Annotated in this window: 22 protein-coding genes; 10 read left to right on the top strand and 12 right to left on the bottom strand. The window is 61.0% G+C overall.

Going from position 1 to position 24,452, the window contains the following annotated elements; all coding sequences use genetic code 11:
* Complete coding sequence (locus ACR0I8_RS14805) at positions 1 to 687, top strand: rhomboid family intramembrane serine protease (protein WP_170691453.1); 687 nt, start codon at positions 1 to 3, stop codon at positions 685 to 687.
* On the opposite strand, the gene murJ is transcribed toward ACR0I8_RS14805, so the two are convergent.
* From murJ to ACR0I8_RS14790, 3 genes are read right to left on the bottom strand one after another with little or no spacing between them, the layout of a single operon-like run.
* Positions 688 to 2,229 (bottom strand): murein biosynthesis integral membrane protein MurJ, encoded by a 1,542-nt coding sequence (murJ, locus tag ACR0I8_RS14800; RefSeq protein WP_170691451.1) that lies wholly within the window; start codon positions 2,227 to 2,229, stop codon positions 688 to 690. It lies immediately after the preceding gene.
* Positions 2,226 to 5,045 (bottom strand): [protein-PII] uridylyltransferase, encoded by a 2,820-nt coding sequence (locus tag ACR0I8_RS14795; RefSeq protein ID WP_170691449.1) that lies wholly within the window; start codon positions 5,043 to 5,045, stop codon positions 2,226 to 2,228. Before ACR0I8_RS14795 ends, murJ begins: the two co-directional genes overlap by 4 nt.
* Entirely contained in the window at positions 5,005 to 6,177 is a 1,173-nt protein-coding gene (locus ACR0I8_RS14790; protein ID WP_170378902.1) for a penicillin-binding protein activator, read from the bottom strand. Before ACR0I8_RS14790 ends, ACR0I8_RS14795 begins: the two co-directional genes overlap by 41 nt.
* A gap of 88 nt (positions 6,178 to 6,265) precedes the next feature.
* On the opposite strand from ACR0I8_RS14790, the gene rsmI reads away from it, so the two are divergent.
* The 3 genes from rsmI to gshB all read left to right on the top strand — a co-directional run bounded on the left by rsmI (position 6,266) and on the right by gshB (position 8,490).
* Positions 6,266 to 7,123, top strand: coding sequence for a 16S rRNA (cytidine(1402)-2'-O)-methyltransferase (gene rsmI / locus ACR0I8_RS14785; RefSeq protein WP_170691447.1), 858 nt, complete (start codon positions 6,266 to 6,268; stop codon positions 7,121 to 7,123).
* 1 nt (position 7,124) lies between these two features.
* Positions 7,125 to 7,496, top strand: coding sequence for a YraN family protein (locus tag ACR0I8_RS14780; RefSeq protein WP_170691445.1), 372 nt, complete (start codon positions 7,125 to 7,127; stop codon positions 7,494 to 7,496).
* 61 nt (positions 7,497 to 7,557) lie between these two features.
* Positions 7,558 to 8,490: a glutathione synthase gene (gshB, locus tag ACR0I8_RS14775; protein ID WP_170468849.1), complete on the top strand. Its 933-nt coding sequence runs from the start codon at positions 7,558 to 7,560 to the stop codon at positions 8,488 to 8,490.
* Between the two features lie 197 nt (positions 8,491 to 8,687).
* Here the strand turns inward: gshB and ACR0I8_RS14770 are convergent, their stop codons facing one another.
* From ACR0I8_RS14770 to cobU, 4 genes are read right to left on the bottom strand one after another with little or no spacing between them, the layout of a single operon-like run.
* Positions 8,688 to 10,202 (bottom strand): YifB family Mg chelatase-like AAA ATPase, encoded by a 1,515-nt coding sequence (locus ACR0I8_RS14770; RefSeq protein WP_170691444.1) that lies wholly within the window; start codon positions 10,200 to 10,202, stop codon positions 8,688 to 8,690.
* Positions 10,203 to 10,249: 47 nt separating this feature from the next.
* Positions 10,250 to 11,134: a glutathione S-transferase gene (locus ACR0I8_RS14765; RefSeq protein ID WP_170378893.1), complete on the bottom strand. Its 885-nt coding sequence runs from the start codon at positions 11,132 to 11,134 to the stop codon at positions 10,250 to 10,252.
* 58 nt (positions 11,135 to 11,192) lie between these two features.
* Positions 11,193 to 11,771, bottom strand: coding sequence for a histidine phosphatase family protein (locus ACR0I8_RS14760; protein ID WP_170378891.1), 579 nt, complete (start codon positions 11,769 to 11,771; stop codon positions 11,193 to 11,195).
* A complete protein-coding gene (gene cobU / locus ACR0I8_RS14755; protein WP_170691442.1) occupies positions 11,768 to 12,289 on the bottom strand; it encodes a bifunctional adenosylcobinamide kinase/adenosylcobinamide-phosphate guanylyltransferase in 522 nt (173 codons plus the stop codon). The genes ACR0I8_RS14760 and cobU overlap by 4 nt, the downstream gene beginning before the upstream one ends.
* A 99-nt stretch (positions 12,290 to 12,388) precedes the next feature.
* Between cobU and ACR0I8_RS14750 the strand changes: the two genes are divergently transcribed.
* From ACR0I8_RS14750 to ACR0I8_RS14725, 6 genes are all read left to right on the top strand, one after another.
* A complete protein-coding gene (locus tag ACR0I8_RS14750; RefSeq protein WP_170378887.1) occupies positions 12,389 to 13,267 on the top strand; it encodes an RNA polymerase factor sigma-32 in 879 nt (292 codons plus the stop codon).
* Positions 13,264 to 14,088 carry a ChaN family lipoprotein gene (locus ACR0I8_RS14745; RefSeq protein ID WP_170691440.1) on the top strand — a complete coding sequence of 275 codons (825 nt, stop codon included), beginning with the start codon at positions 13,264 to 13,266 and terminating at the stop codon, positions 14,086 to 14,088. The genes ACR0I8_RS14750 and ACR0I8_RS14745 overlap by 4 nt, the downstream gene beginning before the upstream one ends.
* A gap of 63 nt (positions 14,089 to 14,151) precedes the next feature.
* Positions 14,152 to 15,348: a bifunctional phosphopantothenoylcysteine decarboxylase/phosphopantothenate--cysteine ligase CoaBC gene (gene coaBC / locus ACR0I8_RS14740; protein ID WP_170691438.1), complete on the top strand. Its 1,197-nt coding sequence runs from the start codon at positions 14,152 to 14,154 to the stop codon at positions 15,346 to 15,348.
* 16 nt (positions 15,349 to 15,364) lie between these two features.
* Positions 15,365 to 15,820, top strand: a complete 456-nt coding sequence (gene dut / locus ACR0I8_RS14735; protein ID WP_170553422.1) for a dUTP diphosphatase — start codon at positions 15,365 to 15,367, stop codon at positions 15,818 to 15,820.
* Complete coding sequence (locus tag ACR0I8_RS14730) at positions 15,820 to 16,869, top strand: molybdopterin-synthase adenylyltransferase MoeB (protein ID WP_170691437.1); 1,050 nt, start codon at positions 15,820 to 15,822, stop codon at positions 16,867 to 16,869. The genes dut and ACR0I8_RS14730 overlap by 1 nt, the downstream gene beginning before the upstream one ends.
* Before the next feature lie 62 nt (positions 16,870 to 16,931).
* Positions 16,932 to 18,947: a M3 family metallopeptidase gene (locus ACR0I8_RS14725; protein WP_170691435.1), complete on the top strand. Its 2,016-nt coding sequence runs from the start codon at positions 16,932 to 16,934 to the stop codon at positions 18,945 to 18,947.
* Between the two features lie 31 nt (positions 18,948 to 18,978).
* Here the strand turns inward: ACR0I8_RS14725 and ACR0I8_RS14720 are convergent, their stop codons facing one another.
* From ACR0I8_RS14720 to mreC, 5 genes are read right to left on the bottom strand one after another with little or no spacing between them, the layout of a single operon-like run.
* Positions 18,979 to 19,911: a 2-hydroxyacid dehydrogenase gene (locus tag ACR0I8_RS14720; protein ID WP_170691432.1), complete on the bottom strand. Its 933-nt coding sequence runs from the start codon at positions 19,909 to 19,911 to the stop codon at positions 18,979 to 18,981.
* Between the two features lie 15 nt (positions 19,912 to 19,926).
* The gene (rodA, locus tag ACR0I8_RS14715; protein ID WP_170462716.1) at positions 19,927 to 21,066 is read right to left on the bottom strand and encodes a rod shape-determining protein RodA; all 1,140 of its coding nucleotides are present in this window, start codon (positions 21,064 to 21,066) and stop codon (positions 19,927 to 19,929) included.
* Entirely contained in the window at positions 21,063 to 23,012 is a 1,950-nt protein-coding gene (gene mrdA / locus ACR0I8_RS14710; RefSeq protein ID WP_170378870.1) for a penicillin-binding protein 2, read from the bottom strand. Before mrdA ends, rodA begins: the two co-directional genes overlap by 4 nt.
* Positions 23,009 to 23,545 carry a rod shape-determining protein MreD gene (locus tag ACR0I8_RS14705; RefSeq protein WP_170378868.1) on the bottom strand — a complete coding sequence of 179 codons (537 nt, stop codon included), beginning with the start codon at positions 23,543 to 23,545 and terminating at the stop codon, positions 23,009 to 23,011. Before ACR0I8_RS14705 ends, mrdA begins: the two co-directional genes overlap by 4 nt.
* Positions 23,538 to 24,440 (bottom strand): rod shape-determining protein MreC, encoded by a 903-nt coding sequence (gene mreC / locus ACR0I8_RS14700; protein WP_170378866.1) that lies wholly within the window; start codon positions 24,438 to 24,440, stop codon positions 23,538 to 23,540. The genes ACR0I8_RS14705 and mreC overlap by 8 nt, the downstream gene beginning before the upstream one ends.
* Positions 24,441 to 24,452: the final 12 nt, after the last annotated feature.

Below are 24,452 nucleotides of genomic sequence, written 5' to 3'. Positions count from 1 at the left end.
ATGAGCAGTGAGCATTATACACCCGCCGTGAACCCTCTGCCGCCCGTCGTGGTGGCCTTGGTTCTGTTCATCATGGGGATCGAACTGGCGTTTACGCTGGGCGCTCGGGGTCTAGTCGGAGGGCCGGGCGCGGTCGGGTGGAGGCTGGATGCGCTGCAGAGCTACGCGTTCTCGGCCGATATCTTCGATTGGATGGTGCAAAACGGGCGCTGGCCGTTCGAGCATGTCATCCGCTTTGTGACCTATCCGTTCGTTTCGGGCAGTTTTACGCAGGCGGTTTTTGTCTGCGTGTTCGTGCTGGCCATGGGCAAGATGGTGGGTGAGGTCTTTGGCGGCTTTCCGATGTTGCTGATCTTCGTGCTGTCGGGTGTTGGTGGCGCGCTCGCCTATGCGCTGTTTCTGAACCCGTCTTATCCGCTGGTCGGAGGGTTCCCTCCGGTCTATGGGCTGATCGGGGCATTTACTTGGTTGTTGTGGCGCAAACTGTCTTTGGTTGGGGCCAATCAGGCCCGGGCGTTTCAGTTGATTGCGGTGCTGATGGGCATTCAGCTGCTGTTTGGCCTGATCTTTGGCGGCACAGGTGATTGGGTGGCCGATCTGGGCGGTTTTGCCACCGGGTTCGGCCTGTCCTTCTTTTTGGCGCCGGGTGGTTGGGAGCGGATCAAGGGCCGCATCCGGCGCGAGTGATCAAGACCGGCGCAGGGCCGTTTTGAACTCGGATAGTTTGAATGCCCCCAACAGGTGGCCGAAAGCGAAATAGCTGACCGCTGCAACCATGATCAGCGCAAGCAGAGCCAAATAGCGCCACCCGGGCACATCAAGCGTCCAGCCGAACAGTTGAATAGCGGCAAACAACACCACGCCCATCCCGACCGATGCCAAGATGATCCGCCCCGCGCGCCGCCGGAAGCGGTCGTCGAACCGCGTCTCATCGCCCATATTCCGCGCGCCAAAGGCCAGTAGGCCAACCATGGCCCAGCCAGCGGCAGAGGCCGCAATGGCAGGGGCAATCCATCCGAAAATCGGGTAAAGGCCAAAGGCAAGCGCCGCGTTGATGATCATTGCCACCAAAGCATAGTGGAACGGAGACCGCGTATTCTCGCGCGCGAAATACAGCGGTTGCAGTAGCTTCTGCAGCATGAATGCGGGCAGGCCGATGCCATAGATCGCAACGGCCAAGGCTGTCGCGGCTGTGTCTTCAGCGGTGAACTGGCCTCGCTGGAACAGGACTGAGACCAGCGGGTTCGGGATGATCAGGAAGGCTACGGTCGAGGGTAGGGTGAGCAGCAACATGAACTCTCCGGCCCGCGAAAACGCATTGCGCGCGCCCGCTTTGTCATCCGCGCGCAAGCGGCGAGACAGGTCGGGCAGCAGAACGATTCCGATGGCGATCCCGACGACGCCCAGAGGCAGCTGATACAGACGATCTGCTGCAAATAACCAGCTGACGGCTTTCTCGGTTTTTGAGGCCACAAGTTGCCCTACGACCAGATTGACCTGCGTCACCCCCATGGCCAAGGCGGCGGGTACAGCGATACGGACCATATTCCGCATCTCGGGCGTCAGGCGTGGCAGACCGAAGCGTATGCGGATACCGGCGCGTTCGGTGGCGACCCAGACCAACGCCAACTGTGCCACACCTGCCAAAGGGATCACGGCGATGAGCCAGCGAATGACCTCGCCCCCGGATATCGCGCCAGCGATCAGGGCGGTGCAGGCGAAGATGTTCAGAAGAACAGGCGCTGCAGCGGCCGCCGCAAATCGCCCGGTTGCGTTCAGAACGCCCGAAAACAGCGCCGCCAGTGACATGAACAGGATGTAGGGGAAGACGACATAGCCATAGTCGACTGCCAAGTCGAAGCGCTCATCGCCGTAGAACCCTTCGGCCGTCAACCAGACAAGACCGGGCATGAATGCCATCGCCAACCCGACCAGGGCCAATACCGCGGCGACCAACAGGTTGAAAGCGTCTTGCGCGAACCCTTGCGCGTTCTCTCCGCCCTCTAGCCGCTTGGAAAACATCGGCACGAAAGCTGCGTTGAATGCGCCTTCGGCAAAGAAGCGGCGGAACATGTTGGGCAGACGGAAAGCCGCGACGAAGGCGTCCATCACCGGGCCGGGGCCGATGAACGCGGTCAGCAGGATTTCACGCAGAAAGCCCAGAATGCGGCTGGCCAACGTCCAGAAACCGACCGTGAAAAAGCCGGAAAACAGCCGGATCTGTTTCATGAGGCCGCGCGCTCGGCGCCCTCGGTAATGGCTTTGCGTAGTTTGGTCTCAAGCCCGCGCTGTTTGCTTTCCGAGTGGTATTTCAGCCCGAACATGTCCTTGACGTAGAATGTATCCACCACCTGCTCGCCATAGGTCGCGATCACGGCGTTGGCGATATAGACATTGGCAGCCGCCAGAGTGCGCGTCAGGTCATAAAGCAAGCCGGGGCGGTCGCGGGTATCGACCTCGATGATCGTGTAGATCTCGGACCCGTCATTGTCGAAGGTGATATGGGTCGGCACGTTGAAAGCGCGTTCGCGTTTCTTGATCTTGTCGCGCGATTTCAGCGCGTCGCGGGCCACGACCTCGCCTTTCAGCGTTTTGTGAATCATCTGGGTCAGACGCGGCAGACGGCTGGCTTCGAACGGGTGGCCTTCGGCATCCTGTATCCAGAACGCATCCGTGACATAGCCATCCTTGGTGGTGTAGCTTCGGGCATCCACGACGTTGGCACCGACCAAGGCCAAGGCCCCCGCGATCCGCGCAAAGATACCGGGGTGATCACCCATGGCAAAGCAGGCGCGGGTGGCGTCTCGATCCTCGTCCGGGTGCAGGCGGATTTCCATCGCGCCGGGATCGCCGCTGTGTTCCAGCGCCCGTAGCATCTCGGCAAATTCCACATGGGTCGAGACGTTCAGGCCCTGCCAGTACGGAGCATAGTGCCGCCCGGTTTCCGTCTTCAGATCGGCCTTGGACCATTCGGCCAGTTCTGCGCGCAGAAGTTTCTTGGCCTCGGCCCCGCGATTGGCACGGTTCAGATCCTCCATGCCCGTTTCCAAGGCACGTTTGGTTTCCGCATGCAGCGCGCGCAGCAACGTTGCTTTCCAGTTGTTCCACGTATTGGGCCCGACACCGCGAATGTCACAGACGGTCAGCACGGTCAGCAGATCCAGCCGTTTGACCGTTTGCACAGCCTTGGCAAAATCCCGTACGGTCCGAGGGTCCGAGATATCGCGTTTCTGCGCCATGTCCGACATCAGCAGGTGATAGCGCACGAGCCATTCGACGGTTTCGGCGTCGGATTTGTTTAGCCCCAGCCTGGGTGCCACTTTCCGCGCGATTTGTGCCCCGAGGATCGAGTGATCTTCAGGCCGGCCCTTGGCGATATCGTGCAACAGCAGCGCAACATAGAGGACCTTGCGGTTTACGCCCCCTTCAAGGATCGAGGACGCCAGTGGCAGCGATTCAACCAGCTCTCCGCGTTCGATCTGGGCGAGGTTGACGATGCACTGGATGATATGCTCGTCCACCGTGTAGCTGTGATACATATTGAACTGCATCATTGCTACGATGGGTTCGAACTCGGGTATGAAGGCTGATAGAACCCCAAGTTCGTTCATCCGGCGCAGGGCGCGTTCCGGATTGCCGTGTTTCAGCATCAGGTCGAGGAAGATACGCTGGGCTTCTTTGTCGTTGCGCATATCGTCGTCGATCAGGTGCAGATTGGCCGTGACCAGCCGCATTGCGTCAGGGTGAATCAGCATGCCCGTGCGCAGGCCTTCCTCGAACAGGCGCAACATGTTCAGCTTGTCGGTCAGGAATGTATCCGGATCGGCAATGTCCAGACGACCATGAACCATGCTGTACCCGGCTTTGACCCGAGGGCGGCGGCGGAAAATCCGCTCCAGCAGCGGGGCGCCTTTCATATGCAGGGCTTCCAGCTTGGTCAGGAAGATCCGAGTCAACTCCCCAACGCTGGTAGCATGGCGGAAATAACGCTGCATGAACACTTCGACGGCCCGCCGCCCGGCCCGGTCTTCATAGCCCATACGCGCCGCAACCTCGACCTGCATGTCGAAGGTCAGCTGCTCGGTCGGGCGCCCCGTGACCAGATGCAGGTGCGAGCGTACGGCCCAGAGGAAGTTTTCGGCCTCGGCAAAGGTCTTGAATTCATCCGGTGTGAACAGGCCCAGCGGGACCAGCTCGGCCACGTCTTGTACGCCGTAGATGTATTTCGCGATCCAGTAGAGCGACTGCAGATCGCGCAGCCCGCCTTTGCCCTCTTTCACATTGGGTTCGACTACGTAGCGCTGGCCCTGTTTCAAGTGGCGCTCGTCGCGCTCCTGAAGCTTGGCCTCGATGAACTCGCGCTCGGTACCTTTGAAGAGATCGGCCTTGAGGCGTTGGTCCAGTTCCTTGGCGAGATTCGTATCACCAGCCAGGTAGCGCTGCTCCAGCATCGCGGTGCGGATGGTGAAATCTTCGGTCCCCAAACGCAGGCAATCTTTGATCGTGCGTGAGGAATGGCCGACCTTCAGGCGCAGATCCCACAGGATATAGAGCATGGATTCAATCACACTCTCGGCCCAGGCGGTGATCTTGTACGGCGTCAGGAACAGCAGATCGACATCCGACGCGGGTGCCATCTCACCGCGCCCATAACCGCCGACCGCCAGAACAGCGATGCGTTCCCCCTGCGTCGGGGTGGCCAGAGGGTGCAGATTCTCGCTGGCGACCCGCATCGCGGTACCGACCAGACAATCCGTGAGGTAGGTATAGGACCGGGTTAGAGGGCGCGCGTCGAATGGGTGGGCGGCAAAGGCCTCGGCAATGGCAGCGCGCCCGGACTTTTGCGCCTCACGCAGAATGCGCACGGTTTCGGCGCGCAGCGCGGAATTGTCAGTACCTGCCTCGAACGCTGCAGCAAGCTGAGCGTCAACGCGGGCGCCGTCGAAAATATCCTCAGGCGGGCAGATAAGTGAGTTTTCAGGCACTGCGGTCAGGTGAGGCTGGTCAGAAACCGGCCCCTGAGAAGCTTTGAGGGGCAGGGTCAATCACAACCACCTGTTTGTTCTGGATCGTGGCAACCGCCAGACCGCGTTCATTGGTACCGTCCGAGCGCAGGCGGAAGATGCCGCCAACACCCTGGAAACCGGCGCTCTGAGTCAGCGCTGCCCCGGTCAGAGCATTCGATTTGCCTTGGCTGACAAGCGCCCCGATGGCAGCGATCCCGTCATAGGCCAGCCCGCTGATCGGATGAGGCGCTTCGCCATAGGTCGCATTGTAGCGTTGACGATAGGCCTGCGCTTTTGCGGGATCAGGCAGGGCAAACCAACCGCCTTGAACACCGGGCAATTCCAACGTTTGGGCCGGAATGTCCCACCGCGTCAGACCGATATACTGGGAGGTCGACGGCGAAACCCCCGCTTCAGGTAGAAGCTGCGAGAACAAAGGCAGCGCCCCTGCGGTGGTTGCAGTCAGGAAGACCGAGTCCGCCCCCGTCGAATCCATGGCGGATTTGATGTTGGGCACCGCGTTGATCACGCCCTGCTGCGACCGGTCGTAACCGACGCTGCCAGCATTGTTCATACTGCTGCTGGCGAGCGCATTGGCAATGGCCGAGCGGCCAGCCTCTCCGGCGGCGTCATTGCTGTGTACGATGATTGCTCCTGTCTTGCCCTGTCTTCCGCCATAATTGGCCAATCGATTGGCCGTGTTCTGGAATGTCGGCCCCAGCACAAAGACATTTCCACCCGCGATGCTTGTGTTGTTTGAGAAGGACAGAACGTTGACGTTGTTGTTCAGCACCGCAAGACCGGCCGCGTTGGCGGCCTGTGCGTAGACCGGTCCGATGATGATCTTGGCCCCATCCGCCACAGCCTGTTGCGCCACGCCCGAGGCCGTACCGGCATTGCCCGCCGTATCATAGACACGCAGGTCAATCGTAACGTTCGGCAGGTCCGACATCGCCAGACGTGCTGCATTTTCAAGGCTTTGCGCCAGCGCCGCGTCGCCCGACTGGCCTGATCCGCGCGGAACCAGAAGCGCAACGGGCACCGGTTCCGAGGTGTTGATCGAGGGGCCTCCGCCGACGCCAGTGGTTTCACATGCGGCCAGAAAAACGGCGGTAGTCAGGGCAATTGTGGTTTTGGCCAACTTGCTTACGGACTTGCAAACGGTAAACATCTAAAAGAAAACTCCCTGATCCGGCGGCTTGCGACGCTGCTGTTCTATCGAGCCGCGATAATAAACGTCACGCTGTGAGGGTCCAGCTTTGAATTTCCAAAACATAAGTTTGGCTGCTGGCCTGTATTTTGTTGCCACTCCGATCGGTACGGCGCGCGATATTACGCTCAGAGCGTTGGATGTGCTGGCTTCGGCCGACATGATCGCCGCAGAAGACACCCGCAGCCTGCGCCGGTTGATGGAAATCCACGGTATCCCCTTGGGCGGGCGGCGCATTCAGGCGTATCACGACCACAGTGGAGCAGGCGCACGCGGCAAGATCATGGATGCTTTGGCTGCAGGGCAATCCGTTGCCTATGCGTCCGAGGCCGGTATGCCGCTGATCGCCGATCCGGGCTACGATTTAGGGCGGCAGGCGGCCGAGGCCGGGCACACCGTCACTTGCGCTCCGGGTCCGTCCGCCGCGCTGACGGCGCTGACGCTGGCGGGTCTACCAACGGATGCGTTCTTTTTTGCGGGCTTTTTACCGAATGCGTCTGGCGCTCGTCGCAGCCGAATCGAGGCGTTGCGGGATATTCCCGGAACACTGGTGTTCTACGAATCACCCAAGCGCGTCGCTGGATGCTTGTCCGATCTGTCCGACATCCTCGGCTCCGACCGGCAGGCGGCTTTGTGCCGCGAACTGACGAAGAAGTTCGAGGAAGTTCGACGTGGCTCTTTGCAAGACCTGGCAGAGGCCTACCGAGACCAAACCCCCAAGGGTGAGGTCGTTCTGCTCGTGGATCGCAGCCATTCGCCAAGCGTTAACGAATCTGACGTAGAAGAGGCATTGAAACAGGCCTTGCAAACCCATTCGGTTCGGGATGCGGCGGATTTGGTGTCAAAGATGTATGAACTTCCCAGACGTCCCATTTACCAGCAGGCTCTCAAACTGGGAAAGGGATGACATGACGCAGCGTGCGGTGCGGGGGTCGGTATCTTATCATGCGGGGCAATCTGCGGAATTGCGGGTTGCAGCCGATTACGAACGCCGCGGATTCTCGATCGCTCACAGACGCTGGCGCGGTGCCGGGGGTGAGATTGACCTGATTGCGCGGGGTGACGAAGGGCTCGTTTTCATTGAGGTCAAGAAAAGCACCAGTTTCGACAGGGCTGCGGCTCGGATCACCCCACGGCAGACCCAGCGTATCTGCGCATCAGCGGCGCAGTTTCTTGAAAATGAACCCGGCGGGCAATTGACGAATGTTCGGTTCGACGCGGCGCTGGTCGATGGCACGGGCGCTGTTCAAATCATCGAAAACGCCTTCGGACCGGCCTAAGCCCCATTGAACCCCTCGGCCTGCTGCGCCATGTATCTGGCGTGAAGTTGAGGGACATGCCATGAAAATCGCCTTTCAAATGGACCCGATCGGGGCCGTGGATATCAACGCCGACAGCTCTTTCCGCCTTGCGGAAGAGGCGCAGACCCGCGGGCATGAGCTGTTCTTCTACGGGCCGGATCAATTGGCCTATCAGGAGGGGCGGATCACCGCGCGGGGACAAGACATGCAGGTTCAGCGCGTTGCCGGAGACCCCGCGGTCCTCGGTCCCGAGCGTGAAGTTGATCTGGCTGAGTTTGACGTGGTGTGGCTACGTCAGGACCCGCCGTTCGACATGCATTACATCACCTCGACGCATCTGCTGGATCGGTTGAAGGGGCAAACTTTGGTGGTCAATGACCCGTTTTGGGTACGCAATTATCCCGAAAAACTGCTGGTTCTGGATTTCCCCGAATTGACCCCTCCGACCACAATTGCGCGGGACATGCAGACCATCAAGGCATTCAAGGACAAGCATCAGGACATCATCCTGAAACCTCTCTATGGAAATGGAGGGGCTGGGGTGTTCCGGTTGGATGCCAATGACCGCAACCTGACCTCGCTGTATGAGCTGTTCACCGGATTCTCGCGCGAGCCGTTGATCGTTCAGAAATTCCTGCCTGATGTGAAGAACGGCGACAAACGCGTGATTCTCGTGGATGGAGAGCCGGTGGGTGCCATCAACCGCGTCCCGGCCGAAGGTGAGACGCGTTCCAATATGCATGTTGGCGGGCGACCCGAAAAGATCGGTTTGACCGAGCGGGATCTCGAAATCTGCGCGGCCATCGGCCCTCTGCTCAAAGAAAAAGGCCAGATCTTTGTCGGGATCGATGTGATCGGAGACTACCTGACCGAGATCAACGTCACCTCCCCCACCGGCATTCAAGAGCTTGAGCGGTTCAACGGTGAGAACATCGCCGAAAAGATCTGGCAGGCGATCGAGGCCAAGGTTTAAGCGCAACAGGTGTGCGGCAGCGCTTAGGTGTTCGATGCGGTCCGTTCATTGGAATGGGCGGTCGCACTGAAGGTTGAGTTCCTCGCGTGAACATGGCGCAAGCGGTAGGCTGCCGGGCTTGCCCAGGACGGCGGGTAGGATCGGGTCCGCCGTAGTTTGTACCCCAATCGGCTTCGCAACAGACTAAGGGCGAACATCTATGCCATGACCCGTGCGCTGATCCGAAAACTCAGCGCCTCAGCTACATGAGGGCGGCGAATATCAGGGGAGCCATCCAGGTCGGCTATGGTGCGCGCGACCCGTAGGATGCGGTGAAAGGCGCGCGCCGACAGGCCGAACCGGTCGGCAGCCTTGAGCAGCAGCTCTTTGCCCTCGGCATCTGGGGCGGCAACCTCTTCCAACAATTTACCTTCGATATCAGCATTCTGGCGTACGCCCTCGTGACCTTCGAACCGATCGGCTTGAACGGCGCGGGCCTGCTCAACACGCGCGGCCACGGTGGCCGAACTGTCGCCAGACGGCGGCAGATCAAGGTCGGTAAACGCTACCGGAGGCACTTCGATGCGCATATCGAACCTGTCCATCAAAGGGCCGGAGATGCGGTTCAGGTAGTCTTCGCCGCACCCTGGTGCTCGGGAACAAGCGCGGGACGGATCGGTCAGGTACCCGCATTTGCAGGGGTTGGCTGCCGCGACCAGCATGAAACGGCAGGGGTATTTCACATGGGCGTTGGCGCGGGCGACCATGACCTCTCCGGTTTCGATTGGTTGCCGCAGGGTTTCCAAAACGGTGCGGGGGAACTCGGGGAACTCATCCATGAACAGGACCCCGTTGTGGGCCAAAGAGATTTCTCCGGGTTTTGCACCGCGTCCCCCTCCGACAATCGCCGCCATCGAGGCGGTGTGGTGTGGTTCGCGAAAGGGCCGCGTCCGGTTGATGCCGCCTTCGTCCAATAATCCGCAGAGGGATTGGATCATCGACGTTTCCAGCGACTCGACCGGGGTCAAAGGTGGCAGGATGCCGGGCAGGCGCGCCGCGAGCATGGATTTGCCCGATCCCGGCGTGCCGATCATGATCAGGTGGTGCCGTCCCGCCGCAGCGATCTCAAGCGCGCGTTTGGCGCGTTCCTGTCCTTTGACGTCGCGCAGGTCGCGGGTGTTGGAGGACAGGCTAACCTCGCCCGGTGTGGCCGCTGCCAATGGGGCCTGGCCCGAGAAATGGCGCACCACGTCACCCAGCGAACCGGCTCCGATGACCTGAGTGGCGTCCACCCATGCAGCCTCGGCGCTTGAGGCGCGGGGGCAGAGCAGGGCGCGATCCTCGGCCGCTGCTGTCATCGCGGCGGGCAAAGCGCCTACGACCGGAACCAGCGACCCGTCCAAGGATAGTTCGCCTAACGCAACAGTGCCCTCGGCCGCGTCTGCTGGGATGATCTCCAAAGCGGACAGGAGGGCGACGGCGATGGGAAGGTCGAAATGGCTGCCCTCTTTGGGCAGGTCAGCGGGGGACAGGTTGATGGTGATCCGCTTTGACGGCAAGGCGATGGCCATGGCACCAAGCGCGCTGCGCACTCGATCTCGGGCCTCGGACACTGCTTTGTCCGGCAGGCCGACGATGGAAAAGGCGGGTAGGCCCGGAGAGACGGCGCATTGCACCTCGACCGGGCGGGCATCAACCCCTTGAAACGCAACCGTATGAGCGCGGGCGACCATGGCAATCCTGTTCTTGGTTAACAGGACGTTGCTGCCATGGCGGCGGTTTAGGAATGGTTAACGGCTGTGCGCATTGCGGTGAATTTGGGCCAAGCGTCTGGATCGGCGACTGTTTTGTCGCGGCAGAACGTGTTGCAGAAGCCCCAGCGCTGGCCGTCGAGGTCGAGGAAATCGGTGACCGGATCGCCGGAATACGGGCAGCGCGCGTTGACTGAGGGGCCTTCGTCGGCGGGTCGTGCCTCGGACGGTTCGCCAACTGGCCAGTGGGCCGAAGGGAAATATTCCGGGTAGGGGTACGGATTGTATTGAACGGTCAGCCCCATCGCGCGCCATTGTCGAACCGATGTATCCGACAGCAGGCTGAGGCAATAGTTGCGACTTTCGGCTGAGACCGGCAGATCATACCCAATGATCCGAGCCGCGACTGGGGTGTAGTAGACATCAGCCAGCGAGTAGGCACCGAATAACGGCCCTTCTGACGCGCCCGAGATCGCCCGAGCATGCGCCCAAAGCGTCTCAATCCGGGCGAGGTCTTTCAAAGTGTCCAGTGACGGCTGGAAACCTTTCCAAACATGCGCCAACTGCATCGGGCATTCACCGCGCAGTGCGGCAAAACCCGCGACCATTTCGGCGCACAGCCAACGGGCCGTTGCGCGCGCGGCTGGGTCTGATGGCCAAAGGCCAGCTGCGGGGTGCCGTTCAGCCAATGTCTCCGCCATCGCGAGGCTTTCGCCCACAACCGTACCATCGGGCAGACGCAAAGCAGGGACCAGACGGGCCGGGGCAAGGGATTCCATATCCGCGGCCATGGTGTCGGAATAGAGGCCAACCAAGTGGCTGCGATAGGGCAGGCTGAACTTCTCGAGCATCAACCAGCCGCGCATGGACCAGCTGGAAAACAGGCGGTCACCGATAAAGAGATCATAGGTCATGATCAAAGGATGACGGAGCCGGAAGCGCTCGTAAATCAGTGATTTGTGACCCGTCGGATCACGGAAGATGATTGATGGCGCCGACGGACCATTCGCCCGCGTTATAGGCGATCTGGGTAACCGATAGGTTGTCGATCCGGTGTGAAAACGCTTGTTGCGCCTCAATATTCAAAGCGCGCTGTACTTGCGTCAGGATCACTCCGAAATGGGCAACAATGACGAGATCCGCGCCCGCATGTACGGCCATCAGCGTATCCACGGTTTTGTCGACCCGCGCACGGACGTCGTTCCAGCTTTCTCCGTTCGGAGGGCGCACTTCGCCGGGATTGTCCCAATAGGCAAAGGCAAGTTCGGGGTCTTCGGCTTCGATTTCGGCGAAACCGCGCAGCTCCCATGTGCCGAAGTTGATCTCGCGCAGGTCAGGATGGTGGGGCAGGCGCAGGCGCTGGCCTTGGATCGCCGTTGCCGTATCCGCCGCGCGCGACAGGTCGGATGAGACAACAACCGCGTCCGCCGGGATGTGATCATGCAACCGCTGCAGCGCGGCCTGATCGCTCAGATCGGCGGGCAGATCGGACCAGCCGACCATCGTTTTGGCATGGGTAGGACCGTGGCGGACCAGGTGCAGACGCGTCATGGCAAGTGTCCCTTCAAGACCATCGGCAGCCCCGCCGTGACCTGAACCACCAGGGCGGCCTGTGCCGCCAGCGCGATGTTCAACCGACCCTGTGCCTCACGGAACCGGCGGGCGAGGGCGTTTTCAGGCACGATGCCGTGACCGACTTCATTCGAGACGATCACAAGCTGCGCGGGGCAGCCGCGCAGCGCGCTCAGCAGTTGGGATTGGGCCTGATCCAGATCGTTCTCGGCCAGCAGGTGATTGGTCAGCCACATCGTGGCGCAATCAATCAGACAGGCTTGGTCGGGGCTCAGTTCCGCCAAAACTGGGGCAAGGTCCAGCGGTGCCTCGATGGTTTCCCAGCCGGACCCGCGTTGTTCGATGTGGCGATCGACCTTTTGCTGCATCTCGCCATCAAACACTTGTGATGTCGCAAGATAGATCCGGCTTTTCCCAGAGGATACAACCAGTTGTTCGGCATAGGCCGACTTACCTGATGCAGCCCCACCCAGCACAAAGGTTAAATTGGCGGTCACAATTCTTACCTTTCTGGTGATCCACTTGGTGATGATCTGCGTATCGACCCTAAGTCGGCAAGGCAAGCCCGGCTGATGCCTGCAAAAAGGGAGAGTTTCATGGCACTGGACAACGCATCCGATTTCTCGATGTCCCGCAAAGCGATGAAGGCCGAACTGCTGGACGCGGAAACCGAATTGCAACTGGCCTATGCGTGGCGTGACAACCGCGACGAACAAGCACTGCACCGACTGATCACCGCCTATATGCGCCTAGCTATTTCGATGGCGGCCAAGTTCAAGCGCTACGGCGCTCCGATGAATGATCTGATCCAAGAGGCCGGACTTGGATTGATGAAAGCCGCCGACAAGTTTGACCCGGATCGCGGTGTGCGCTTCTCGACCTACGCAGTGTGGTGGATCAAGGCCAGCATTCAGGACTATGTGATGCGCAACTGGTCGATGGTGCGGACCGGTTCGACCTCATCCCAGAAATCTCTGTTCTTCAACATGCGCCGCGTTCAGGCCCGGTTGGAACGTGAAGCCGCCACCGAGGGGCAGGAACTGGATCGGCATCAGCTGCACCAGATGATTGCTACGGAAATCGGTGTGCCCTTGCGCGATGTCGAGATGATGGAAGGGCGTCTGTCCGGCTCGGATTTTTCGCTCAACGCGGTGCAGTCAGCGGATGAAGATGGGCGCGAGTGGATTGATGCGCTGGAAGATGATCGTGAGCAGGCCGCCGAGGCGGTCGAACATCGCCACGACACCGAGCAGCTGCGCGAATGGTTGCTGATGGCGATGCAATCCCTCAATGACCGCGAAAGATTTATCGTGCGTGAACGCAAGCTGCGCGAACCGGCCCGAACCCTTGAAAGCTTGGGGAATGAGCTGGGTCTATCGAAGGAACGTGTACGCCAGCTCGAGGCTGCAGCCTTCACCAAGATGCGCAAGAACCTTGAAGCCCAATCGCGTGAGGTGCAACACTTCATCGCATGACAAGATTTGCGATTCTGTTGTGTGCGCTGGCGTTTACAGTCAGCGCTTTGCGCCCGGTCCAGGCCGGTGAGTTGATCCCCGATGATGTCCTGGCAGCCATGCAGGACGCAGATGTGGTGATCCTTGGTGAAATCCACGACAATCCGCGTCACCACCTTGTGCAGACCGAGGCATTGGGAGCGATTTCTCCGTCGGCTGTGGTGTGGGAAATGGTAACCGAAGAAGGCGCGCAGCGTCTGGCGCAGACCGCCGCCTCCAACCCTGAAGAATTGTCACGGATCCTGCGCTGGGCGGAATCGGGTTGGCCTCCTTTGAGCATGTACTACCCAGTCTTTCAGGCGTCGGACGCGCCGGTCTATGGCGCCATGGTTCCACGCACAGCCGCGCGCGCCGCTATGGAAAAGGGTGCCGCCACTGCCCTTGGTGCAGACGCCGCGCGCTATGGCCTGACTGTTCCGCTGTCGCCAGAAGATCAAGCCGCGCGCGAGGCAGATCAACTGGCTGCCCATTGCGATGCCCTGCCCGTTGAGATGTTGCCTCAGATGGTCTCGATCCAACGCCTGCGTGACGCCGTACTGACCCGCGCAATCCTGCGCGCGGAGGAGGAAACCGGTGGTCCGATTGCCGTGATCACCGGCAATGGCCATGCTAGGACTGACCGGGGCATCCCGACCTTTCTGTCACGCCTGAAGCCGGGGCTGAAGGTCTTTGTGCTAGGCCAGTCCGAAGGCGGCGTGATCGACGGGTCCTTTGATGCGGTGATCGACAGCCCGGAAATAGAGCGTGAAGACCCCTGCAAAGCGTTTGAGACGCAGAATTAACCGCTGGAACTACCCGGTGGCCTTGCCTAATGTCGGGACCGACCGGGACGGGAAGGGCTAAACATGCTGTCATCCAAACGCATTCTGCTGATCATCGGCGGTGGCATTGCGGCCTATAAGTCGCTGGACTTGATCCGACGGCTGCAAGAGCGCGGCGCTCAAGTCACTCCCGTTTTGACCCGTGCCGCCGAGGAATTCGTGACGCCGCTGTCGGTCTCTGCACTTGCAGGTCAGAAAGCCTATCTTGATCTCTTCGACCTGACCGATGAGGCCGAGATGGGGCATATCCAGCTGTCACGCTCGGCTGACCTGATCGTGGTTGCCCCAGCTACGGCGGATATGATGGGCAAGATGGCGGCAGGATTGGCCAACGATCTGGCCTCGACCCTGCTGATGGCCACTGACACGCCTGTTCTATGTGCGCCCGCCATGAATGTTCGCATGTGGGATCACCCGGCGACCCAGCGCAGTCTAAAACAGTTGCAGCAGGACGGCATCCGCTTTGTAGGACCCAACGAGGGCGACATGGCCTGTGGCGAATATGGCCCGGGCCGGATGTCCGAACCGCTAGAGATCGTTGCTGCGGTCGAGGCGCAACTGGCCGATGGGCCGTTGATGGGAAAACGTATCCTTGTGACCTCCGGCCCGACGCATGAACCGATTGATCCGGTGCGCTACATTGCCAACCGCTCATCCGGGGCGCAGGGGACTGCCGTTGCCCGCGCCTTGGCGGCGCTTGGGGCTGAGGTGGTTTTTGTCACTGGTCCCGCCGACGTTCCTCCGCCCCAAGGCGTGCAGGTCGTGCAAGTTGAGACAGCACAGCAGATGTCTGACGCAGTGGATGCGGCACTCCCTGTGAATGCAGGTGTGTTTGCCGCCGCAGTCGCCGACTGGAAAGTGGCCACCGCCTCGGATCGCAAACTGAAGAAAAGCCGCGATGGTTTGCCCTCGCTGGAGTTCGCCGAGAATCCCGACATCCTGAAACGTGTCTCGCAGATGGGTGCGGGTCGCCCTGATCTGGTTGTGGGCTTTGCGGCGGAAACCAACGATGTGATTGACAACGCGACGGCAAAGCGCGCCCGTAAGGGATGCGACTGGATCGTGGCAAACGACGTCAGCCCGGCGACCGGCATCATGGGGGGCTCGGAAAATGCGGTCGTCCTGATTTCGGATCAAGGGGCCGAGAGCTGGCCGCGCATGGGCAAAGACATGGTCGCCGCGCGTCTGGCACAAAAGATTGCCGACGCGCTGGCCGGATAAGACAGAAGGAATACAGATGGTAGCTATCCGCGTGATCCGGGAAGAAGGGGCAGATGCTGCCGTTCCCCTGCCTTCATATGAGACCTCAGGCGCGGCCGGGGCCGATGTGCGCGCCAACCTGCCCGAAGGCGAGTCGATTTTCCTGGAGCCGGGGCAGCGCGCCCTTGTCCCCACCGGCCTGCGAATCGAGATCCCGGCGGGCTATGAGGTGCAGGTCCGCCCGCGCTCCGGGCTGGCATTGAAGCACGGCATCACCCTGCCCAACACGCCGGGGACTATCGACAGTGACTATCGCGGCCCGCTGGGTGTGATCGTTATGAACGCCGGGCAAGACCGGTTCGAGGTCACCCACGGAGAACGTATCGCGCAGCTGATCGTCGCGCCTGTCGTGCAGGCCACATTCGAACTGACCGAAACCCTTGGCGAGACCGAGCGTGGCGCTGGCGGGTTCGGCTCAACCGGGCGCGGCTGATGCTGCTGGTTCTGGTCCTTGCCGCGGGTCTGTGGGGCGTCGGCTATATCGCGGGCGTGTCCCGGACGGCGCGTGTGACCTCAGTCAGTGTGCTTATGGTCGGGGTGATCCTGTCGCATCTGGTTTTGCCGAGCGGCCATCCCTTGCGCGAAGCAACCGGAGGATCGGCGGCGCTGTGGCTGATGCTGGCCGGGGCGGCCGCTCTGGTCATGGTCTATGGCAAGGGGCTGAAAGCGCTGCGAAACCGGGCGCAGCCCGAAGCGGATCAGGCCGAGGTCAAACCCTCGGACCGGTTCACTGAGACAGAGCTAGACCGCTATGCCCGCCACATCGTTCTGCGCGAACTGGGTGGACCGGGGCAGAAACGGTTGAAAAAGGCGCGCGTGCTGGTGATTGGGGCCGGGGGTCTCGGCGCTCCTGCCTTGCAGTATCTGGCGGCAGCGGGTGTTGGCACGATAGGGGTGATCGACGACGACGTGGTCGAAAACGCCAATCTCCAGCGTCAGGTCATCCACCGCGATGCCGATATCGGAATGCCCAAAGTGTTTTCGGCCAAGCAAGCGATGGAGGCACAGAACCCCAACGTCACTGTCCTGCCCTACAATCGTCGTCTGAGCGATGATATCGCGAACGACCTTTTGGGCGACTTCGACCTGATCCTAGATGGCACCGACAATTTCGAAACCCGCTATCTGGCCAATCGCAAGGCCGTTGCGTTGGGCAAACCGCTGATCTCGGGTGCGTTGTCTCAATGGGAAGGACAGCTGAGCGTCTTCGATCCGGCCAATGATGCCCCCTGCTACCAGTGTATTTTCTCCGAAGCCCCCGCAGCCGGTCTGGCCCCATCCTGTTCCGAGGCGGGCGTGATCGGCCCCTTACCGGGCGTGGTTGGGTCCATGATGGCGGTTGAGGCGATCAAGGTGATCACCGGGGCCGGCCAAGCGCTGCGCGGCGAAATGCTGATCTACGACGCGCTTTATGGTGAAAGCCGAAAGATCACCCTCTCCAAGCGCTCTGACTGCCCGATTTGCGGCGCGGGTGGTGAATAAACGCCGTGTTGCTCTGGATCATCTGACCGGCCCTTCCTAGGTTGTGGCCAAAGGAGATCTGAATGACCAACCCGATCCTGTCCGACTGGACCACCCCGTTCGAAATCGCCCCTTTTGCCAAGATTCCGGATGATGATTTCGCCCCCGCTTTGGATGAGGCGCTGCAGGCGCATAACGCGCAGATTGACGAAATCGCCGCAAACGCTGAGGCCCCGAGTTTCGCCAACACGATCGAAGCGCTTGAGGCGGCGGGTGAGCAACTGGACAAAGTGCTGTCGGTTTTCTTTACAGTTGCGGGTGCGGACAGCAATCCGAAACGTGAAGAGCTACAGCGGGAATTCTCGCCACAGCTGGCGGCGCATTTTTCGGGGATATCCTCGAACAAGGCGCTGTTCAAACGTGTGGCGGACCTGTGGGCGCGGCGCGATGATCTGGGCCTAAGTGACGAACAGGCGCGCGTGCTGATGCTGTCTCATCGCGGTTTTGTCCGAGCCGGCGCCGCGTTGGAGGGCGAGAAGGACGTCCGGATGCAAGAGATCAAAGCGCGGCTGGCGTCACTGGGAACATCCTTCACTCAGAACCTGCTGGCGGATGAGCGCGACTGGTTCATGGACCTGTCCGAGGATGACCTGAAGGGCCTGCCGGATTTCGTTGTCGATGCCGCACGCGCGGCGGGTCAGGAAAAGGGCGCTGTTGGTCCAGTAGTCACCCTGTCCCGGTCGATCATTGTGCCGTTCCTTCAGTTCTCCCCTCGTCGCGACCTGCGGGAAAAAGCCTATCGCGCCTGGACCGCGCGCGGCGCAAACGGTGGTGAGACCGACAACCGCGACATCGCAGCCGAAATCCTTAGCCTGCGCGAGGAACGCGCCAAGCTGTTGGGCTATGACAGCTTTGCCGACTACAAGCTGGAAACCGAAATGGCCCGCTCGCCTGACCGCGTCCGCGACCTGCTGATGCAAGTGTGGGAGCCTGCGAAGGCGCGCGCCGACGCAGATGCCGAAGTTCTGACGGCGATGATGCAGGAGGATGGCGTGAACGGCCCTCTGGCGGCGTGGGATTGGCGCTACTACGCCGAGAAACGCCGCAAGGCTGAGCATGATCTGGATGAGGCCGCACTGAAGCCCTACCTGCAACTGGACCGGATGATCGAGGCCTCGTTCGCCTGCGCCAACCGTCTGTTCGGGTTGGAGTTCAAACCGCTGGACGTGCCGCTCTACCACCCGGATTGCCGGGCGTGGGAGGTGACGCGAGACGGCAAGCACGTCGCAGTCTTCATTGGTGACTATTTCGCGCGCGGGTCCAAACGGTCGGGCGCGTGGTGCAGCGCGATGCGGGGGCAGGCGAAATTCCCCAAGGAGCAGGCTCCGGTCGTGATCAACGTGTGCAACTTCGCCAAAGGCGATCCGGCGCTGTTGTCCTATGACGACGCGCGCACTTTGTTCCATGAGTTCGGGCATGCCCTGCATCAGATGCTTTCGAATGTGACCTATGAAAGCATCTCGGGCACGTCCGTGGCGCGCGACTTTGTCGAACTGCCAAGCCAGCTTTACGAACATTGGTTGGAGGTCCCCGAGGTTCTGGCCGAGTTTGCCACCCACGCGGACACCGGCGAGGCAATGCCGCAAGAAATGCTCGAGAAAGTGCTGAAAGCTGCGAATTTCGATCAGGGGTTCCAGACGGTGGAATATGTCGCCTCGGCCTTGGTTGACTTGGCTTTCCATGAAGGCGCGGCCCCGGCGGACCCGATGGCGAAACAGGCCGAGGTCCTGGAAGGCATCGGCATGCCCGCGGCCATCGGCATGCGCCACGCGACCCCGCATTTCGCGCATGTTTTCGCGGGCGATGGCTATAGCTCGGGCTACTACAGCTACATGTGGTCCGAAGTGATGGATGCCGACGCATTCGAGGCCTTTGAAGAGGCCGGAGGGGCATTTGATCCGGAACGCGCCAAAGCTCTGGAAGACAATATCCTGTCCACTGGCGGCTCGCGCGAGGCTGAGGAGCTGTATCTGGCCTTCCGGGGCCGGATGCCAGGTGTCGAAGCCTTGCTGAAAGGGCGCGGCCTGATCGCAGCTTAAACCGTTCTCTTCCAGCCCTTGGATCGAGGGATCAATACCCCAGCTGGCGATCCACCAGATGCACGAACGGCTCGCCAGCTTCCCCGCGCCGGATATTCTCGACGATCACCTGCGCCGCTGTGACCGGCCTAGTTTCCGAGGCGATATGCGGCGTCACCGTTACGTTCGGATGCGCCCAGTAGGGATGATCGGCGGGCAGAGGCTCAACCCGGAACACATCCAGCGTGGCATGTCCGATCTGGCCTGAGTTCAACGCCTGCAATAGCGCGTCATCGTCTATCAGAGGCCCACGTCCCGGATTGATGATCCGCGCGCCTTTGGGCATCAACGCAAGGGTTTCGGCGTTCAGTGTGTTCTCGGTCGCCGGTGTATCAGGCAGCAAGAGGACGGTGATCTCGGCCTTTGACAGAGCCTCTCGCAACCCGTCTTCGCCGCTCAGGCAGGTTACTCCGGGGACGTCTTTGGGGGTGCGGCTCCATCCGGTGACGTTGAAATTCAATGCGGCTACCGCTTGCGCAGCCTCCTGCCCCAATGCGCCAAGGCCGAGAATGCAGACCTGACGTTCGTTCGCCAATGGCGGTGCGTCGGGCGTCCACACACCATCTTGCACTTTGATGTGCTGGTCCATCCCCAGATGATAGCGCAGCACATGCCCTGCGACCCATTCGGTCATGCCTTGGGTTAAACCGTGATCGACCATCCGCGCCAGTGGGACAGTCAGCGTTTCGTTCCCTGCGATCTTCTCGACTCCGGCCCAGAGGCTCAGAACCGCTTTCAGCCGCGTGTAGGGTGTGAAATCCAGCAGCCCGCCGCTTGGGGCATAGACGATATAGTCCACCGCATCCTCGGGGAACTCGGTTGCCAGATTGAATGAGACGCTTGCCTTTTGCAGCCCCTCGGTCAGAAGCGGCTGGTACACCGGCCAAAGCTCAGGACGTGCGGAGAACAGGATATTGACAGGCATCGAGGGGCTTTCCGATCAACGGGGGCGGTGGATATGGGCGCTTTGCACGACACCGAAGGCGGCCATCAGAACCAGCATGGCAGAACCGCCGTAGCTGACCATGGGCAGAGGCACCCCGACAACCGGAGCCAGCCCCATCACCATCGACATGTTGACCGCAAAGAACAGGAAGAAGTTCAGCGCGATCCCCATGGTGACCAGCGATGAGAACCTGTCTTTGGTCGACAGCGCCGTGACCATGCAGAAGATCAGGATGAGCGCGTAAAGCAGCAATAGGGTGATGCCACCGACAAAGCCGAACTCTTCCGCCAATGTGGTGAAGATGAAGTCGGTGTGTTTTTCAGGCAGGAAGTTCAGCCGCGATTGCGTGCCCTGCATGAAGCCGCGCCCATTCCATCCACCCGATCCCAAGGCGATCTTGGACTGGGTGATGTGGTAGCCCGCGCCCAGCGGGTCGGTAGACGGGTCAAGAAACGTGTCGATCCGGCGGAACTGGTAGTCTTTCAGCAACTGCCACTCGGTCCCTCGGCTGTTGAAAACGGCCGCAATCAGGCCAACGACCGCGGCGATCACGGCGGCGAAATAGGCCCAGTGAACACCGGCCAGAAACATCAGCCCTCCGCCCGCTGCCAACAGCAGGATCGAGGTCCCAAGGTCCGGCTGCCGCAGCACCATGAAGGTAGGGATCAGGATCAGCACGACAGGGATCAAAACCCAAAGTGGGCGTGAGGTTTTATGCGAGGGCAGCCAGTCATAATAGGCCGCCAGCAGCATCACCAGCGCGACTTTCATTACCTCGGACGGCTGCAAACGCATGAAACCAAGGTCGATCCAGCGCTGTGCGCCCATGCCGATGGTTCCGAACAGCTCCACAAACACCAGCAGGGCGATCGAGGCCAGATAGGCCAGTACCGACATGTTGCGCCAGAACCAGATCGGCACCAGCGCGACGATGAACATCACCGTCAGGCCCAGCCCGAAACGTTCGATCTGAGGCTCGGCCCACGGCATCCAAGAGCCACCCGCCACCGAGTATAGCATCAGGAACCCGGCACTGGCTGTGCTGATCAGCAACAGCGTCAGCGGCCAGTTCATATACAGGAATTTACGGAACCCCGATGGCGTGGATTTGACCGCATATTCAAGATAGCTCATGCGCGGTCCTTCTCGCTGGGGCGCGCTTTGGGGCGGCGATCGCCCTCGAGCCGTTTTTGCTGTTCCTTGATGCGCTCTCGATCTCCGGCCGGGTAGGCCTCGAGCGGGGGCGTGCCGTTGTAAAGCGCCTGAAGCATGATGTCGCGCGCGACCGGGGCCGCCGCTTTGGAGCCACCGCCGCCATGCTCGACGACCACCGCGATGGCGTATTTAGGCTTGTCGTAAGGGGCGAAGCTGACGAACAGCGCATGGTCGCGCCGCTCCCATGGCAGGTCCTCGTTGCGGATCACACCTGCGGCACGTTCCGCTTTGGTGATGTTGCGTACCTGGCTGGTACCGGTTTTACCTGCCATGCGGAGGTCATCGGCGATGATCCGGCTGCGATAGGCCGTGCCGCGCCGGTCGTTTGAGACCGACCACATCGCCTCGCGGATGTAGTTCAGATTGGCCGGGCTGATCTCAAGCGGCTCGCCCGCGCCCGTTGGCTGTTCGACCCCATCAATCGAGCGGACCAGTCGCGGTGTCACGGCCCGCCCCGTGGCAATCCGCGCGGTCATCACGGCCAGCTGCATCGGTGAGGCCAGCATAAATCCTTGCCCGATCGATGCATTGGCCGTATCGCCTATCAGCCAGTCCTCGCCATGGGTGCGTTGCTTCCATTCCTGATTGGGCGCCAGACCGGCACGTACGGCGGACATCGGAATGTCGTGCTTGATGCCCAGCCCGAGGGTCCGCGCCATCTCTGAGATTTTGTCGATGCCGACCTTGATCGCCACGTCGTAGTAGTAGACATCGCAGCTGCGCTTGAGCGATGTATTGAGGTCCACCATACCGTGTCCCCCGCGCTTCCAGCAGTGGAAGCGGCGACTGCCGACCTTGAGGTGGCCGGGGCAGTACACGGTGTTGCCGGGGCCAACGACACCGGCCTCAAGCGCGGCCAAGGCGGTGACCATTTTGAAGGTCGATCCGGGCGGGTATGTGCCCTGAACCGTCTTGTTGGCCAGTGGGCGGTATTTGTCCTGCGTCAGGATCTGATAGTCCGCGACCGAGATACCGCGCACGAACAGGTTTGGATCGAAACTGGGGGCCGAGGCCATTGCCCGCAGATCGCCGGTTTCGCAATCAATGACAACGGCGGCGGCGCTTTCTCCGGCAAGCCGTGCTTGAGCGTATTGCTGTAGGTCCGCGTCGACCGAGAGTTGCAGATCAGCACCCGGTTGGCCTTCCTGCCGGTCCAATTCGCGCATGACGCGGCCGGTGGCGTTCACCTCGACCCGCTTGGAGCCTGCCTTGCCGCGCAGGTCGATCTCTTGCTTGGCTTCCAAGCCGACCTTTCCGATCTGGAACCGGGGGATTCGCAGCACCGGCTCTGGGTCTTCGATTTGGCTGAGGTCATAGTCGCTGACCGGGCCGACATAGCCGACGATATGGGCGAAATCCTCGTAGCGCGGGTATTGTCGGGTCTGGCCGACCTCAGGCGTGACACCGGGCAGGGCCGGGGCGTTCACCGCGACTTTCGAGATATCCTCCCACGTCACCTGATCGACCAGCGTGACCGGCAGAAACGGGGCCGAGCGGCGCATTTCCGTGCGCGCCCTTTCAATCTCATCCTCGTTCAGCGGGATCAGGTCCGACAGTTTGGCGATCACCTTGTCGATGTCACCGGCATCCTCGCGTACAATGACGATGCGGTAGGACGGTGAGTTCTGCCCGATGACCTGCCCATTGCGGTCATAGATGCGCCCCCGTGTCGGCGGGATCAGGCGGATATTGATCCGGTTTTCTTCGGCCAAAAGGCGATATTCATCCGCTTGGTCGACTTGCATGTACCGCATGCGCGCGGCCAGCCCGCCAATGAAAACCGCCTGCAGACCACCCAGCAGCAGGGCCCGCCGGGGCAGACGTTTGTAGGCGACACCTTCGCTTTTGATCTTGCGCTGTTTCATGCACGCGCCCCCGTAGCACTGGCATCCGCAGCCGAGACGCGGCGCACGCCGAATACACTCTGAGACAGCAGCACAATGACGGGATAGGCCAGAATTGTCAGCACAAGCTGGATCAAAACCGGTAACAAAGCCGCCTGATCAACAGACAGGATTGCAAGGATGACCCGGTTGCCCAGAAAGACGCCAGCAACGATTGCACTGACCGACATCCATTCAGCTACAAAGCCCGCATCCCGCATCCCCGGTGCCGCAGACCGCAAGTAAGCCGCGCCCAGCACCACTAATGCGGCCAATAGGCCCGGAGGGCGTTGCAGCAGCAGATCGGCCAGCAACATGACCAAAGCGACCAAAACGGTCGGCACATAGTCCGGCCGCCTGAGCACCCAAGCAAAAGTAAGGACGATCAGAAAGTCCGGAAAAGGCCAGCGATCCGGCTGCGTATCCAGCGGTAGCAGATGCAGGAACAGAACGAACACCGCGAGCGCCCCGTAAAGACCGCGCATCGCCCATTTGTGAGAGGCCGGTTTATCCATCACCAGCTTCCTCAGACGACAACGAAGCAGCGGGGCGTGAGGGGCCGACGATCTGACCCGGATCGCGGATCGTGGGGGCCGAGTTGTAGCGAAGAACGCGCAGGAACTCCAACCGTTCGAAATCGGCGGAGAGGCGCACGCGCAGGCGACCTCCGGGGTCGGCGGCGATCTGGCCGATCAGCAGACCGGCGGGAAACACGCCTCCATCGCCCGAGGTCACGACCCGGTCGCCGGGGCGCACAAGCTCACGGTTTTCCAGAAACTCGACCGAAGGGGCAGGGGTATTGTCGCCCGTGATCAAAGCGGTCTGGCCCGAGGGCTGGATGGTGGCGGGAATGACGCTTGAGGCGTCCGTCATCAGAATGACGCGCGCCGTATCCGGCCCAACACCCGAGATACGGCCAACCAGGCCGATCCCGTCCATCGTGGCCCAGCCATCGACGATCCCGTCCCGTTCCCCAACATTCAACAGCACCGACTGCCGGAAGGGAGAGCCGCTATCGGCCATCACCACGCCGGTCACATAGGTCAGGCGCGGGTCAAGCCGCACATTGTTCAAATCCAGTAGCCGCGCGTTTTCCTGTTCCAGCTGCAACGCTGCCTCTTTCCAGGCGCGCATCAGCCGCAGTTCCGAGCGCAGCTCGCGGTTCTGCTCGCTCAGGCTCTGATAGCTTTGGAAATCACGGAACAGGTTGACGGTTGCGGTGACCGGAACCATGGCCCAATCCATTGAGGGCACAACAGCATCTACAACCTGCGCGCGGAACCGTTCAACCCGAGGGCTGTCGATCCGCCAGACAATGAAGATGCCCAGCAGGCACAGCACAACGATCCCCAGAAGCAAACGCCTCAGTGGGGCCGTGTAGTCGTCGCGCTGTGATCGGTCTTTTGCCACAGGTTACCTTCC

The sequence above is a fragment of the Ruegeria sp. BG9 genome, from assembly GCF_056538305.1.
The sequence above is the reverse complement of the archived record's forward strand: the minus strand, read 5'-3'. Positions and strand labels throughout refer to the sequence as shown.